General features: G+C 58.2%; 12 protein-coding genes. 2 read left to right on the forward strand and 10 right to left on the reverse strand.

The features are described 5' to 3' along the window. Window positions 1–66: 66 nt before the first annotated feature. Entirely contained in the window at window positions 67–1,365 is a 1,299-nt protein-coding gene (locus AC6I8K_RS11720; protein WP_497827245.1) for an NCS2 family permease, read from the reverse strand. Between the two features lie 410 nt (window positions 1,366–1,775). Here AC6I8K_RS11720 and AC6I8K_RS11725 point away from each other — a divergent pair, with 410 nt between their 5' ends. After that, window positions 1,776–2,522, forward strand: coding sequence for a response regulator (locus AC6I8K_RS11725; protein WP_064739140.1), 747 nt, complete (start codon window positions 1,776–1,778; stop codon window positions 2,520–2,522). Here the strand turns inward: AC6I8K_RS11725 and AC6I8K_RS11730 are convergent. The 6 genes from AC6I8K_RS11730 to AC6I8K_RS11755 form a co-directional block, all read right to left on the reverse strand. Next, window positions 2,459–3,511 (reverse strand): carbohydrate kinase family protein, encoded by a 1,053-nt coding sequence (locus tag AC6I8K_RS11730; RefSeq protein ID WP_064739141.1) that lies wholly within the window; start codon window positions 3,509–3,511, stop codon window positions 2,459–2,461. The genes AC6I8K_RS11725 and AC6I8K_RS11730 overlap by 64 nt on opposite strands. A gap of 1 nt (window position 3,512) precedes the next feature. Continuing rightward, window positions 3,513–4,373 (reverse strand): ketose 1,6-bisphosphate aldolase, encoded by an 861-nt coding sequence (locus AC6I8K_RS11735; protein ID WP_497826764.1) that lies wholly within the window; start codon window positions 4,371–4,373, stop codon window positions 3,513–3,515. 11 nt (window positions 4,374–4,384) lie between these two features. Next, complete coding sequence (locus tag AC6I8K_RS11740; protein ID WP_497826765.1) at window positions 4,385–5,068, reverse strand: D-lyxose/D-mannose isomerase; 684 nt, start codon at window positions 5,066–5,068, stop codon at window positions 4,385–4,387. Window positions 5,069–5,287: 219 nt separating this feature from the next. Next, window positions 5,288–6,226, reverse strand: a complete 939-nt coding sequence (locus AC6I8K_RS11745; protein WP_483817667.1) for an ABC transporter substrate-binding protein — start codon at window positions 6,224–6,226, stop codon at window positions 5,288–5,290. A 103-nt stretch (window positions 6,227–6,329) separates the two neighbouring features. After that, window positions 6,330–7,313 carry an ABC transporter permease subunit gene (locus AC6I8K_RS11750; protein WP_064739144.1) on the reverse strand — a complete coding sequence of 328 codons (984 nt, stop codon included), beginning with the start codon at window positions 7,311–7,313 and terminating at the stop codon, window positions 6,330–6,332. 10 nt (window positions 7,314–7,323) lie between these two features. Further along, window positions 7,324–8,829 (reverse strand): sugar ABC transporter ATP-binding protein, encoded by a 1,506-nt coding sequence (locus AC6I8K_RS11755; protein ID WP_064739145.1) that lies wholly within the window; start codon window positions 8,827–8,829, stop codon window positions 7,324–7,326. A 144-nt stretch (window positions 8,830–8,973) separates the two neighbouring features. Between AC6I8K_RS11755 and AC6I8K_RS11760 the strand changes: the two genes are divergently transcribed. Then, window positions 8,974–11,562, forward strand: a complete 2,589-nt coding sequence (locus tag AC6I8K_RS11760) for an ATP-binding protein (protein ID WP_497826766.1) — start codon at window positions 8,974–8,976, stop codon at window positions 11,560–11,562. Here the strand turns inward: AC6I8K_RS11760 and phnE (AC6I8K_RS11765) are convergent. From phnE (AC6I8K_RS11765) to phnD, 3 genes are all read right to left on the reverse strand, one after another. Next, entirely contained in the window at window positions 11,516–12,400 is an 885-nt protein-coding gene (phnE, locus tag AC6I8K_RS11765) for a phosphonate ABC transporter, permease protein PhnE (protein ID WP_064739147.1), read from the reverse strand. The genes AC6I8K_RS11760 and phnE (AC6I8K_RS11765) overlap by 47 nt on opposite strands. Continuing rightward, entirely contained in the window at window positions 12,397–13,260 is an 864-nt protein-coding gene (phnE, locus tag AC6I8K_RS11770) for a phosphonate ABC transporter, permease protein PhnE (protein WP_483817669.1), read from the reverse strand. The genes phnE (AC6I8K_RS11765) and phnE (AC6I8K_RS11770) overlap by 4 nt, the downstream gene beginning before the upstream one ends. Before the next feature lie 83 nt (window positions 13,261–13,343). Then, window positions 13,344–14,270: a phosphonate ABC transporter substrate-binding protein gene (phnD, locus tag AC6I8K_RS11775; protein WP_064739149.1), complete on the reverse strand. Its 927-nt coding sequence runs from the start codon at window positions 14,268–14,270 to the stop codon at window positions 13,344–13,346. Window positions 14,271–14,293 lie beyond the last annotated feature (23 nt).

Below are 14,293 nucleotides of genomic sequence, written 5' to 3' on the forward strand. Positions count from 1 at the left end.
CAGAAAATAAGCGAAGGGATGCAATAGCAGACACGGAAGCCCGAGCGGGCTTCCGTTAAGCTCGGATTAGGCGCTCAGCCAGCCCAGCTTGATGACAAACAGAATCGACAGAATGATTAGCGCCGGGTTGACCTCTTTGGTACGGCCGCTTAGCAGTTTCACCACCGTCCAGGTGATGAAACCGAACGCAATGCCGTTGGCAATGGAGTAGGTCAGTGGCATGGTCAACGCAGTGACGGTAACCGGTGCCGCCGTGGTGATGTCTTTCCAGTCGATATCCGCCAGACCTGATGCCATTAGCACCGCAACAAACAATAACGCAGGTGCCGTAGCATAAACCGGCACGCTGCCCGCCAACGGCGAGAAGAACAGGCTGAGCAGGAACAGAATCGCTACCACAATCGCCGTCAAACCGGTGCGGCCACCGGCACTGACGCCCGCAGCAGACTCCACATAGCTGGTGGTGGTTGAGGTACCGAGCAGCGAACCAAACAGCGCAGCGGCGCTATCGGCGATCAGCGCACGGCCCATTTTCGGCACGTTGCCCTGCTCATCCGCCAGACCGGCGCGCTTGGTCACACCCAGCAAGGTGCCGGTGTTGTCGAACACGTCCACGAACAGGAAGGCGAAGATCACGCTGACCAAACCGACGTTAAAGGCCCCTGAGATATCCAGCTGCATAAAGGTTGGTGCGATGGAAGGCGGAGCGGAGAACACGCCGCCGAACGGTGTCAGGCCGATGCCCATAGAAATGAACGTCACCACCAGAATGCCAATCAGCACCGCGCCAGTAACGCGACGCGCTTCCAGCACCACAATGATGAAGAAGCCCAGCAGCGCCAGCAGCGGGCCCGGTTTAGTCAGATCGCCCAGGCCAACCAGTGTGGCTGGGTTATCCACCACGATACCCGCGCCTTCCAGCGCGATAATCGCCAGGAAGAGGCCGATGCCGGCACCAATACCGGCACGCAGCGGCAGCGGAATGCTGTTAATAATCCACTCACGAATTTTGAAAAGCGACATGGCAAAGAAGATCACTGCCGACAAGAACACCGCACCCAGCGCGACTTGCCACGTGTATCCCATATGCAAAACCACGGTATACGTAAAGAAGGCGTTGAGGCCCATGCCTGGTGCGAGCGCGATCGGATAGTTAGCGATCAAGCCCATTAACACGCAGCCAATCGCCGCCGCCAGACAGGTCGCCACGAAGACCGCACCTTTATCCATGCCGGTTGCACCGAGAATGCTCGGGTTCACAAACAGGATGTAGGCCATTGCCAGGAAGGTGGTAATACCCGCAATGATTTCGGTACGCACCGTGGTGTTGTGCGCTTTAAGTTTGAAGAGTTTTTCTAACATCATCATCTCTCATGAGCGGAGTCGGCACGAATGCGCGCGCTCCTTGCCAATGTGGTTTACATGCTTATTGTTGTTTTGAAAGCGAAGCAAACGGGACAAAAGGTGGTAAAACCTTCCGCTTTCCCCTGTCCATATAGCAATAGCTATGCCACTCCCCTACGCAATCGATTACGTTTCTAATTGCCGTAGCGGTTAGGATAATTCTGAACCAGAACGAGGCGCGATTATGGTGCATTGCACCAGCGCCGCGCAATCGTTTTCCCATCGGCGATTCTCACATCAAAATATTGCTGCACTGCACGCTTTCGCACTCTGACAGGCGATGGCGCTCACGTTTCTGCGGGCTGAATCAGCAGGTAAAAAACATCGGGTTACACTGCTTTTAACCCTTTCGTAACAAAAGAGGCGCGTCCATGAAGCCCGCGATTCTGGTGGTTGATGATGACCGTGCAGTATGCGAACTGCTGCACGATGTGTTGAACGAGCATGTGTTCACCGTTTATAGCTGCCACCAGGGCAAAGATGCGCTGGCGCTGATAGCGTTACATCCGGACATTTCGCTGGTGATGCTGGATATGATGCTGCCAGACACCAACGGCCTGCTGGTACTGCAACAGATACAGCGACAGCGTCCCGACCTGCTGGTGATCATGTTGACCGGCATGGGTTCGGAAGCGGATATGGTGGTGGGGCTCGAAATGGGTGCAGATGACTACATCGCCAAGCCTTTTAACCCGCGCGTGGTGGTTGCGCGGGCGCGGGCCGCATTACGGCGCTGCGGTCGACTGGTACAGCCCGAAACATTGCAGAATGAGGGTTGGCAATTTAACGGCTGGCGACTGGACGATGCGCGCTGCCAGCTGTTCAACCCGCAGCGTGAAAGTGTACCGCTGACCCAAGGTGAATACACGCTGCTGCGTGCGCTGGTGGCACATGCGCGTAAAGTATTAACCCGCGATCAGCTGCTAGAGCTCACGCACAGTGAGAGCCTCGAAGTATTTGATCGCACCATTGATGTGCTGATTATGCGGCTACGACGTAAGATCGAAGTTAACCCGCATCAACCGAGCCTGATCCGCACCATTCGCGGCCTCGGCTACGTCTTTTCCGCCGATGTGATGCGCCCTGCCTCTTCGGCGCGCGAAACGCAAATCGCCTGATCCATCCAGCGCTGCATCTCGGCTAAAGGCCGCGTGCCGTCCAGCGCGTTTGCTGCATGCAGATTAAAACAGGCGCAGGTGTGCGCCAGCTTCAGCGTTTCCGTTAGTGACCAGCCTTCATGGCTGGCATAGAGCACACCGGCGCAAAACGCATCGCCCGCCCCGACGCTGCCCACAATCTCTTCTGGCGCCATGCACCATGCCGGTTGCCAGCGCCCTTCTCCGTCCGCTTGCTGGCCCCACGCGCCTTCCGGCGCATGAATCACCACACGCTGGCGCACGCCTTGCTGCAGCAACCACGTCGCCGCCTCGGCAAACGCGGCGGGCGCAGCCAGTCCTTGCGGTGTGCGCAAACTGACGCCAGTGAGTGATTGCGCCTCCAGTTCGTTAATCACCAGATAATCGAGCCAGCGCAGCGCAGGAACGACCAGCGGTCGATATTCGCCCACGCGTGTCACCAAATCGAGTGAAGTGAGATAGCCACGCTGCTGCATTTGCGCCAGCAACCGTGCGCTGCGCGTACCGTATTCGTCGTCGGGCACATCGAGACTATCCAGCAGCAGCAAATAACCCAGATGGAAGATGCGATGGGATGTGGAGACGTCAGCAAAATGGGCCAGATCGAGCTTGCCATTGGCACCGCGTGCATGGAAAAAGGTGCGCTGGCCGTCCGGCGCGGTCATCACCTGCGTCATCGCCGTGTTGCTACTCGCGGTGCGTTGCACAAAGTGGCGATCGATGTGGTGATCGTCGAGCAGTTGCAGGATGTAGTCGCCGTCGCTGTCCTCACCAATCATGCCAATCCCCGCCAGCGGCAGATGCACCTGCATACGCGCCAGCGTAAACAGCACGTTGAGCGCCGCGCCGCCGCTGCATTTCTCGCTGTGCTGAATTTCCGTCAGCCAGCCCTGTTCCGGCCAGTGGCTGATGCGCTGCACGTGGTCCACCAGCATGCTGCCGGCACCGATGATGCCGTTACGCGCTCCCATCTCAGGCCCTCCCGGCGCTGCCAAATACCTGCATCTGCTGCGCGACGACGTTGGCGATATCGCGCTCCACCGCCATCAACAACTCGGCAAAGGAGTCGTAGCGCGCATCACGCTGGGTGATCTGCGCTTCAATCGCGCCGAGCGCCGCCTGCGACATGCCGGTGTAGAAGTTAATTTTGTTAATGCCAAGGCTGACGGCACGGCGGAAATCCGCATCACTAATGCCAGAGCCGCCATGCAGCACCAGCGGAATGCCGGCCGTAGAACGGATCGCCGCCAGTCGGTCGAAGTCGAGCTTCGGTTCGCCTTTGTACTTGCCATGTGCATTGCCAATCGCCACCGCCAGGCAATCAATGCCGGTGGCGCGAACAAACTCGGCCGCCTGCGCCGGATCGGTGAATTTACCGCTATCGGCCTCACCAAACAGCGCACCGCCTTCATCACCGCCCACCGCGCCGAGTTCGGCTTCAACCGAGACGCCGAGCGCGTGGCACATTTTTACCACTTCCCGCGTCTGGCGGACGTTTTCGTCGTAGCTCAGCGTGGAACCATCAAACATCACGGAAGTAAAGCCGAGGCGAATCGCCTGCATTACCGCCTCAAAATGCAGGCCGTGATCGAGATGCAGCACCACCGGAATATCGTGCAGTGCCGCTTCGGTGCGTACGGCGGCCACCAAATGCTCAAGGCTGACATACTTAAAATGCACTTCGGCAATACTGATAATAAACGGGGATTGCTGCTGCTCCGCCGCCTGATAAAGCGCGCGCAGGAAATGGGTGTCGAGGACATTAAACGCGCCAAGCGCGTAGCCGTTCTGTTGCGCATGGGCCAGGCCCTGCGCCAGTGAAATCAGTGCCATGATGGGCTCCTTTAGGCCAGCCAGCGGTGATATTCGTTACACAGCAGCCAGCGCGGTTCTTCATCTTCATTAAGCGGATTGAAGCGTGCCAGCGGGGTGAGAAACACGTTGTCATGTTCGTCGTCGTTGGGCATCGAGACTTCACCCACCAGCACATCGCCGTAGCCCTCTTCGCCCCAAAAGCTGTGCCAGACTCCGGGCATTAAGGTGACGCTTTCGCCTGGTGATAAACGCAGTTGCGAACCGGCGGCGTGCGTTTGACGGATGCCGTCGAGCGTGACGTTGACCGCCGTATCGGCCAATTGATTGCCCGCGCGGTTATGCAGCGTGACAATCAAATTGCCGCCGCCGCGATTGATAATGTCTTCCATTTTTTGCGGGTGATAATGCATCGGCGTGACCTGCCCTTCACGCACATGCATGATTTTTTCGGCATAAGGTTTGGCCCACGGCTGACCGCCACGCGAGCCGTTGCGCAGCGTGAACAGGGTTAGACCGGTTTGATTGAAATCGTCAGCGCCGAAGCTGGTGACATCCCAACCAAGGTGCAGCGCCAGCAGTTCAGCGGCATCGTGTTTATCCAAGGCGCGCCATTGGCTGAGGCCATAATCGGCCCACGGCGGCAAATGCACATCCTGGCGCATAAAGAATTCGCGGGTGCGTTGTAAGATCGCATTCACTTCAGAGCGTTGCATAAAAGCTCCTCAGGTTAAGGGGCCAGGTGCATACAGGTCGCCATAAATAGCGTAATGCCGATCAGTTAAGCCCCGTATTAATTACCGTACATACCGTAGCGGCGCGATTTATCGCGCAATAAATTGCGCCGCTACAACGTGTGCGCCAGGTAGTTGGGGTTTTCATCTATTAACTGACAAGCATTACGCCATAAATGGCGACCCTACATGTGTGTGGGCTTACTTCACCGTCCAGCCCTTGTAGCCGCTGACGCTATTGCGGTCGATCATCGTCACCGGAATCAGCACGGGCTTATCCGGCGCGGGTTTGCCCTGCAGGATGTCGTACCCGATCTCCACCGCTTTGGCCGCCATCACCTGCGGATCCTGCGCTGGCGTCGCGACAAACAGCGAGCCTTTACGTTTTAACGCCTCTTCGCCGTCTGGCGATCCATCCACGCCAACAATAAAGAACTCATTACGCTGCGCCTGTTTCGCCGCCAGATCGGCACCGATCGCCGTTGGATCGTTAATCGCAAATACCGCATCAATCTTCGGATTAGCCGACAGCAGGCCGGTCATCACTTCGAGGCCACCTTCGCGGCTGCCTTTGGCGTTCTGGTTATAGGAGAGCAGCTTGATATCCGGATGGCTTTTCAGCTCGGTCATACACCCTTCCACACGGTTTTGCACCGCAGAAACCGGCGGCCCGTTGATGATCACCACGTTGCCTTTGGCTTTCAGACGATCAGAGATGTATTTACATGCCATCGCGCCCGCCGCGGTGTTATCGGAGGTGATGGTGGCGTTGGCGCCGTCTGCCGCCACGTCGACCGCCACCACCACAATCCCGGCATCACGCGCACGTTTTACGGCGGGCGCAATCCCTTTGGAATCGGCGGCGTTGAGGATGATCATGTCCACTTTGGCGGCGATGAAGTTATCAATCTGCCCCACCTGCTGACCGAGATCGTAGCCGCTGGACACCAGCGTGACATTGACCTTGTCGCCCGCTAATTCGCGCGCCTTGAGCTCCGCCCCTTTGGTGATCTGCACGAAGAACGGGTTAGCAAGATCGCCCACCGTCACGCCAATAGATTTCAGTTCTTTGGCCTGAGCCACGCCCGCACTGAACAGCGTCGCCGCCAGCAGCCCGGTTACAATCGGATTAAAACGCATAGTCGATGTTCTCCTGCTTTTTTTGGTTTTATGGTCGCCATAAATGGCGCCCCTACTTACTTGTAGGGTCGGCATTTATGCCGACCTGGATACAATCACAACCTCAACCCACGTGATGCCGCGTCCGGTACTTATCGATCAACACCGCGATAATGATCACCGCGCCCTTAATCACTAACTGCCAGAAATACGACACGCCCATCAGCGTCATGCCGTTGTTTAGCGTGGCGATAATCAGTGCGCCAATCAGCGTGCCGGTGATGGTGCCGATGCCGCCAACAAAACTGGTGCCGCCGAGGATCACAGCGGCAATGGCATCCAACTCATAGCCAACGCCGAGGTTGCCGTTGGCGCTGTACAGGCGCGAGGCGCTCATCAATCCACCGAGTCCGGACAGCAAGCCGCTCATGGCGTAGACAAACAACAGCACCACGCTCACTTTGATGCCGGTCAGGCGCGCCGCCTGCACGTTGCCGCCCACCGCGTAGATATGCACGCCCAACGTGGTACGACGCAGAATGAACCAGCACAGCGCAATCACCGCAAACGCGATAATGATCAGCCACGGCACCGGCCCGAGGTAGCCGTTGCCTATCCACTCAAAGTTGATGTCGGAATTGATCACCGTCGTGCCGTCCGCCAGCAGATAAGCCGCACCGCGCATCGCGGTATAAGTTCCGAGCGTGACAATAAAGGGCGGCAGCCCAGCCCATGCCACCAGAATGCCGTTAAACAGCCCCATAATCAGCCCGGCACCCAGCGCCGCCGGTATCGTCAGGGAAGCAAACGCCGGATCGAGCGATACCACCATCGCCACCACCGCGGTGGTGCCGAGCATCGAACCCACTGATAAATCGATGCCGCCGGTGAGAATGACAAACGTCATGCCCGCCGCCAGCACGATATTGATCGAAGCCTGACGCGTTATGTTCAGCAGATTGCCTTCAGTGAAGAAGTTCGGCGTAACAAAGCCAAACACCGCCACGATCAGAATCAGAATCGGCAGGATGCCGACGGTTTGCAGCAGGTCGCTCATTAACGCGCGCTTGAGCGTGGGACTTTTAACGCGTGCGGATTCACTGGTCATTGCGCTCTCCTCAGGCCTGAACCGGCTGCGCGCCGGTGGCCAGTGTCATAATGTTTTCCTGGCTAATCTCTGCCCCACTCAACTCACCGGCGATGGCGCCTTCACGCATCACATACACGCGGTCGCTCATGCCGACCACTTCCGGTAACTCGCTGGAGATCATTAAAATCGCCACGCCCTGCTGCGCCATCTGCTGCATCATGCGGTAGATTTCGCTCTTGGCGCCGACATCGACGCCGCGCGTCGGTTCATCAAGAATCAGGATGCGTGGCGCAATCGCCACCCAGCGTGAAATCAGCAGCTTCTGCTGATTGCCGCCGGACAAGCCGCCCGCACGTACTTGCGCATGCGGCACGCGGATATTCAGCGCATCAATTGCCTCACTGGCGATCTTCTGCCCTTTGCGCCGATTGAGCAGGCCATAGCTGGCATCGCGCTCCAGCGTCGCCATCACAATGTTGTCCTGCGCCGCCAGCTCAAGAAACAAGCCCTGCTCTTTGCGGTTCTCGGTGAGAAACCCGATGCCGCGCGCAATGGCGTCACGCGGGGAGTGAATCTGTACTTTTTCCCCGTCAATCCAGATTTCACCGCCGCTCGGTTGATGCACGCCAAAAATCAGCTGCGCCAGCTCGCTGCGTCCGGCTCCGACCAGGCCCGCCAGGCCGACAATCTCGCCGGCACGCACTGAAAGGCTGCTGGGCCGCACTTTGTGTTTGTCGCACAGGTGATTGACGGCGAGACGGATGTCGCCGAGCGGAATGGTGCGATCTTTGTTGAACAGATCGCTAAGCGGGCGCCCCACCATCATGCGCACCAGCTCGCTGGCGTTAAGCTGTTCACGCGTCAGGCTGCCGACGTATTGCCCGTCGCGCAGCACGCTGACGCGATCCGACAGTTCATACACTTCCGCCATGCGATGGCTGATATAGATAATCGCCATCCCTTCGCTGCGCAGACGTTTAATCAGTGCAAACAGCTGCTCGGTTTCACGGTTTGAGAGTGCGGCAGTGGGCTCATCCATCACCAGAATGCGGCTGTTGCGGTGCAGCGCACGGGCAATTTCCACCTGCTGCTGCTCGGCAATGCTGAGACGGCTAACGAGATCGGTGGCAGTAAACTGTGCGCCCAACCGATCAATCACCTGCTGCGCTTCTTCCGCCATCTGGCGACGTTTCACCAGGCCCACGCGGGTGATTTCACTGCCGAGAAAGATGTTCTCCGCCACCGTGAGATTCGGTGCCAGATTGATCTCCTGATAAATCAATGTGATGCCTGCCGCCAACGCCTCTTTTGGGCCTTTAATCGCATACGGCTGGCCGTCGATGAGAATTTCCCCGCTGCTGGCGGTATAGGCACCGGCCAGAATTTTCATCAGTGTACTTTTGCCCGCGCCGTTTTCGCCCATCAGCGCATGCACTTCCCCGGGCCAGACCGTGAGGTCAACGCCCTTCAGCGCATAGAAGTTGCCGAAGCGTCGGGTAATTCCCCGCATCGAGAGTATCGGTGTGCCGTCCATTGAGAGGCTCCTGCTGGCAAAGGTTGCAGCGAGTAAAGCCGCTTCAGATAAATGGAAAATGTCAGCCGCCGTTCACATTTGTCATATTTCGCCTGGCTCACGCTTCTATACTCGCCAGCAGTTGAGCGGTAAGGAGTGGCAACCATGAGTCACAGTCTGCGTTGGCACGCGGGCGCGCGCAGTCGCCTGCTGCTGTTTAATCTGCTGGTGATGTCAGTGACGCTGGCGGTGAGCCTGGTGGCCATTTTTGGATTTCGCCACGCAGGTCACATTCAGGAACAGGCGCAGGCACAAACGCTGGCAGACATGAACGGCAGCCTGGCGCTGTCACGTGATACCGCCAATGTGGCAATCGCGGCGGTGCGTTTATCACAGGTGGTCGGCGCGCTGGAGTATCAGAGTGAATCGGCCCGCTTGCAGCAAACGCAGCAGGAACTGCAACAGTCGCTAACCTTACTGGCTAACGCGCCGCTGGCCGCACAGCACCCCCAGCTATTGACGCGTATTCGTGAGCGCAGCCAGATGCTGGAACAGACCATCAATCAATTGTTACGGGCCGGTCATCAGCGTCACCTGCAGCGCAACGTGATGCTGAGCGGTTTGTGGCAATCACAGCTGTTGCTCAATCGCATTGACCTGCTGACACGCGCCGATTCCCCTTCTGCAGCGCTGCGCCAACAAACCCACAGCTTATTCAGCGTGGCGATCCAATCCAGCGCGCCGCAGGCCGCGGTGCAGCAACTGCAAACGGTGCTGCGCCAATGGCAAGCGCTAACGCTAAGCGGCGTGCTGAACACCCAGGTGCAGCGGCTGATTGCCAGCAGCAGCAGTTTGCTGCCGGTGGCGCAACAGCTGGAGCAGAGCGATATCGCCATCGCCTACGCCACCTACCGCATCAAAGCGCTGGTGGCGATGCTCAACGACGACATCACCCATTACGTGCAGCGGGTGGCGCAGCAGAGTGATGCACGCAGCGCGGTGACCCATGAAGAACTGGATTCGATCATCGGCTTTATTGGCCTGTTTATGCTGCTGGCGCTGCTGATCACCGGTTACGCCGGTTACTACATCTACCGCAATCTGGGTTCGAGTCTGACCGCCATCGCCCACGCCATGACGCGGCTGGCGCAGGGTGAAAAGAGCGTCAATGTACCGGGTCTGGCGCGGCGCGATGAGCTGGGCGATCTGGCGCGCGCCTTCAACGTGTTTGCCCGCAATACTGCCTCGCTGGCGCACACTTCACGCCTGCTGAAAGAGAAAAGTAACCAGCTGGAATCCACTTTCCTCGCCATGCGCGACGGCTTTGCCCTGTTTGATAACAGTGGTCAGCTGGTGGTGTGGAACGCGCAATATGCCGAGCTGCTGGGTATCGCGCCGCGCGAGTTGCATCGCGGTTTGCATTACCAACAGCTCTTAAAACGCGTCGATGTGCAACTTCACGGGTTAGCCGATGCGCAGGAAGTGCGGCTGGCAGATGGACGCACGCTGGAGCTGCGTTTCAGCCCGGTGCCGCGCCGTGGCATGGTGAATACCGTGCTGGAACGCACCACACGCAAAGCACTGGAAGAGGCGCTGCTGCACAGCCAGAAAATGAAAGCGGTCGGTCAGCTGACCGGCGGGCTGGCGCACGACTTCAATAATCTGCTGGCGGTGATCATTGGCAGCCTGGCGTTAACCGTCGATCAACTGCCGCCCGGTATGCTCGCCAACCGCATCGAGCGCGCGCGTCAGGCCGCCGACCGAGCGGCGCAGCTGACGCAACGTTTGCTGGCCTTTTCGCGCAAACAGGCGCTCTACCCGCGCGCCGTGTCGGTGGTGGAACTGGTGGATAATCTGCATTCGCTGTTGCAGCATGCGCTGCTGCCCGGCCAACAACTGATAATCGATGCACAGCGCCCCGGCTGGCCAGCATGGATCGATGCCGGCCAGCTAGAGAACGCGTTGATCAATCTGGTGGTCAATGCACGCGATGCGATGGCGCAACAGCGCGGTGAAATCCGCCTGCGCATCTGGAATCAACGCAAACAGGAAGCCGACGGCAAGCGCGATCGCGTCACGATAGAAGTCATTGATCACGGCTGCGGCATGTCGGCGGAGGTGCGCGAACAGGTGTTTGAGCCGTTCTTCACCACTAAAGCCATTGGCAGCGGCAGCGGTTTGGGCTTATCGATGGTGTATGGCTTTGTGCGCCAGTCCGGCGGCCAAATCGAGCTGGAAACCGCGCCCGGACAAGGCACCACCGTGCGGTTACTGCTGCCGCGCGCGCCAGAAGCGGCGCAGCCGCTCAGCGTACCACCGCCGTTGCTCTCGCAGGCCAGCAACGATCGACTGGTGTTGGTGCTGGATGATGAACCGACGGTGCGGCAAACGCTGTGCGAACATCTGCACCAGCTCGGTTATCTGACGCTGGAGTGTGGCGATGGCGAAAGCGCGCTGACGCTGCTGCGCCAGACGCTGGATATCGAGCTGTTAATCAGTGACTTGATGCTGCCGGGCGGCATTAACGGTGCGGATGTGATTCGTCAGGCGCAGGCGCAGTGGCCGCATCTGGCGACCGTGTTAATCAGCGGCCAGGATCTGCGCCAGACGCAGGTGACGCTGCCGCTGTGTGAACGGCTGGCGAAACCCTGGCATCAGGCGCAGCTGGTGCAGGCGCTAGAGCGCGCCTGGCAGCGCAGCGCACGGCTTAATCGCGCGCGGCAGGCTGCCACAACGGCACCCCTTTCCCCGTGATGTAACGCTTACGCAGCTTGCTGGAGATGACATCCATGATCATCACCACGGCCACCAGGATAATGGTCAGAAACATCACCACATCCCAGTTCCATAGACGCATGTTCTCGGCATAGACCAGGCCCACGCCACCCGCGCCGACGAAGCCTAACACCGCTGCTGATCGGGTATTGGATTCAATTTGATACAGGCTGAGCGCGAGGAAAGTTGGGAATGATTGGGTAAAAATACCGTAGCGATGTTTCTGCAAGCTGTTGGCGCCCACCGCACTCAGGCCGCGACCTGGCGAACGCTCTACCGCTTCATGCCCTTCGGCATACAGTTTGCCGAGCAAACCGACATCCTGCATCACAATCGCCAGCACCCCCGCCAGCGGCCCCATGCCAACGGCACGCACGAAAATCAGACCCCAAATCGCCATGTCGATGCCGCGCAGGACATCAAGCACACGACGCACCACCAGCGAAATCGGACGCGTTAGCGCATCGTGCATCACGTTGCGCGCCGCCAGGAATGAGACCGGCAGCGCGATCAGCGAAGCGGTCAGCGTGCCGGAGAACACAATCGCCAACGTAATACCGATTTGCGTGAAGTAGTAGCCAAACGGCCAGTTGAGGAAATCCTGCCAGACAAACATTCGCAGGAAATAGCGGCTGAGTTGCTGGCAGCCAACGAGAAAACGGCTCCACTCAATGCCAAAGAATTCGAAAAAGAACAGGTAATAGAGCGCGATGGCCAGCGCCACCAACGCGACGCGGCGCAGATAGCGGTGCTGCGCGGCAAACAGCGCGGCATGTTCCTGCTTGAGTTTGGCGACATCCGGCGCTAAGGCAATCATGGCACGTCTCCTTCTACTACGCGGCGGCGCAGCCAGCCGGACAGCGTATCCAGCAGCGACACCACCACGATAATCAGCAGCAACGTGATGCTGACCTGATCGTAACGGTCAAGTTTGATATTGGTCATCAGCTCCTGGCCAATGCCGCCCGCGCCGACCAAACCGAGAATGGTTGAGGAGCGGAAGTTAACTTCCAGACGCATAAAGCTGTAGGAAAGAAACGTCGGTTTAACCTGCGGCCAAAACGCAAAACGCATGCGCTGCAGTTTGCTGGCACCGCACGCCGCAAGGCCGCGCACCGGTTTATCCGAGGCGCTTTCAATCGCTTCGTAGAACAGTTTGGTCAGGCTGCCGACGGTGTGCAGCGCCAGCGCGAGGAAACCGGGAATGGCACCAATGCCAAACGCCATCACGAACATCACCGCCCACGCCAGCTCCGGCATGGTACGCAGGAAGGCGACGAAAGCGCGAATCGCCATGCGCAGGCTGCGCGGCGTTTGGGTGTTGTCCGCGGCGAAGAAGGCCAGCACACCGGCAACGGCCACCGCCACGATGGTGGACGACAGCGCCAGCTGCAAGGTTTCCCAGATCAGCGGCAGCTGGAAGTGCAGCCGATAGCCCCAATAAGCCAGCGAGCCTTCGGTTTTGCCATCGGCAAACAGCAGTGACAGATGCAACACCGGCATCGTTTCGCCGATGTAGTCAAAAAAGTGTGGCAGCGACTGCCAGACGGTGAGCAGATTAAATTCCGCCATCTTGCCCGCGGCCAGATAGAGCGCCAACAACAGCAGCGACCACAGCAGCGAGTCGCGCTTTTGCTGGCGGCGGATGCGTTGGTAATAGTGTTCGAAATCGGTCAAGAGGGAGATTCCTGTGTAACCCGGTCGCCATGAATGGCGACCCTACTTTGTAGGGTGCGCATTAATGCGCACCGTTTTATCGCTTAACCGCGCGAACCCTTCATCAAATCGCGCTTCATATCGATGATATTCTGGTAATCCGCCACGGTTGCCGGGCCGATGTGCTGGGCGCCGCCCACCGCTTTAACAAAGCAGCCGTGATCTTCTTTATCCAGCTTCTTGATGGTGGCTACCACTTTCGCTTTGAAATCGGCGGGCAAGTTATTGCTCACCAGAATCGGGCCATTCGGGATCAGCGGCGACTGCCAGATGATGCGGATCTGCTTCATCAGGTCGGGATGATCCATCCGAATCAAACGACCAAAGGCCCCCGAGGTATAACCGGTTTCGCGGTCGCCAATCAGTGACGTCCAGGTCACTGCACCGTCGAATTGGCCGTTCAGCACGCCGAGGATGTCCTGCTCGTGGCCGCCGGAGAAGGTCACGCTGGAGAAGGTGTTGTTGTACTTATCGTCAACCGTGCCACCAAACTCTTTCTTGAACGCCTGGTTAGGCATCAGGAAGCCCGAGGTTGAATCCGGATCGGCCATGCCAAACGATTTGCCTTTCAGGTCTTCCAGCTTTTTGTACGGGCTGTCGGCTTTGACGATCACCACCGAGTGATAACCCTGTGAACCGTCTTTGTCATCCACCACGATGCCCACCACATCCACCGCTTTCGGGTTCTGCAGGTAAACCGATGCATACGATGCCGGTGACATGCTCAGCACCAGATCGATTTTGTTACCCAGCAAGCCCTGAATCACGCCGGAATAGTCAGACGAATTGCGCAGTTTGGTATCCACCTGCAATTCTTTGTCGAAGAAATCTTTCACGCACTGGTTATCACCAATTTGCTGCGTGGCGTTCTGGCCGCCGAGAATACCGAGATTCAGTTGTTTGGGTGCTTCCGCTGCGTTAACGCCAAAAGCCATCGCAATAGTCAGTAAAGCTAAAGAAGTCAGTTTCATTGGTGGTTGTTCTCTTGCCGTGG

The organism is Pantoea sp. X-Soil-ISGK-421, assembly GCF_059730785.1.

Excerpts from the sequence above, each read along its gene's own strand:
- AC6I8K_RS11730 (WP_064739141.1), bottom strand. The coding sequence starts at position 3,511 with ATGGGAGCGCGTAACGGCATCATCGGTGCCGGCAGCATGCTGGTGGAC.
- AC6I8K_RS11755 (WP_064739145.1), bottom strand. The coding sequence starts at position 8,829 with ATGGACGGCACACCGATACTCTCGATGCGGGGAATTACCCGACGCTTC.
- AC6I8K_RS11725 (WP_064739140.1), top strand. The coding sequence starts at position 1,776 with ATGAAGCCCGCGATTCTGGTGGTTGATGATGACCGTGCAGTATGCGAA.
- AC6I8K_RS11720 (WP_497827245.1), bottom strand. The coding sequence starts at position 1,365 with ATGATGTTAGAAAAACTCTTCAAACTTAAAGCGCACAACACCACGGTG.
- phnD (WP_064739149.1), bottom strand. The coding sequence starts at position 14,270 with ATGAAACTGACTTCTTTAGCTTTACTGACTATTGCGATGGCTTTTGGC.
- AC6I8K_RS11735 (WP_497826764.1), bottom strand. The coding sequence starts at position 4,373 with ATGGCACTGATTTCACTGGCGCAGGGCCTGGCCCATGCGCAACAGAAC.
- AC6I8K_RS11760 (WP_497826766.1), top strand. The coding sequence starts at position 8,974 with ATGAGTCACAGTCTGCGTTGGCACGCGGGCGCGCGCAGTCGCCTGCTG.
- AC6I8K_RS11740 (WP_497826765.1), bottom strand. The coding sequence starts at position 5,068 with ATGCAACGCTCTGAAGTGAATGCGATCTTACAACGCACCCGCGAATTC.
- phnE (WP_064739147.1), bottom strand. The coding sequence starts at position 12,400 with ATGATTGCCTTAGCGCCGGATGTCGCCAAACTCAAGCAGGAACATGCC.
- AC6I8K_RS11750 (WP_064739144.1), bottom strand. The coding sequence starts at position 7,313 with ATGACCAGTGAATCCGCACGCGTTAAAAGTCCCACGCTCAAGCGCGCG.
- AC6I8K_RS11745 (WP_483817667.1), bottom strand. The coding sequence starts at position 6,226 with ATGCGTTTTAATCCGATTGTAACCGGGCTGCTGGCGGCGACGCTGTTC.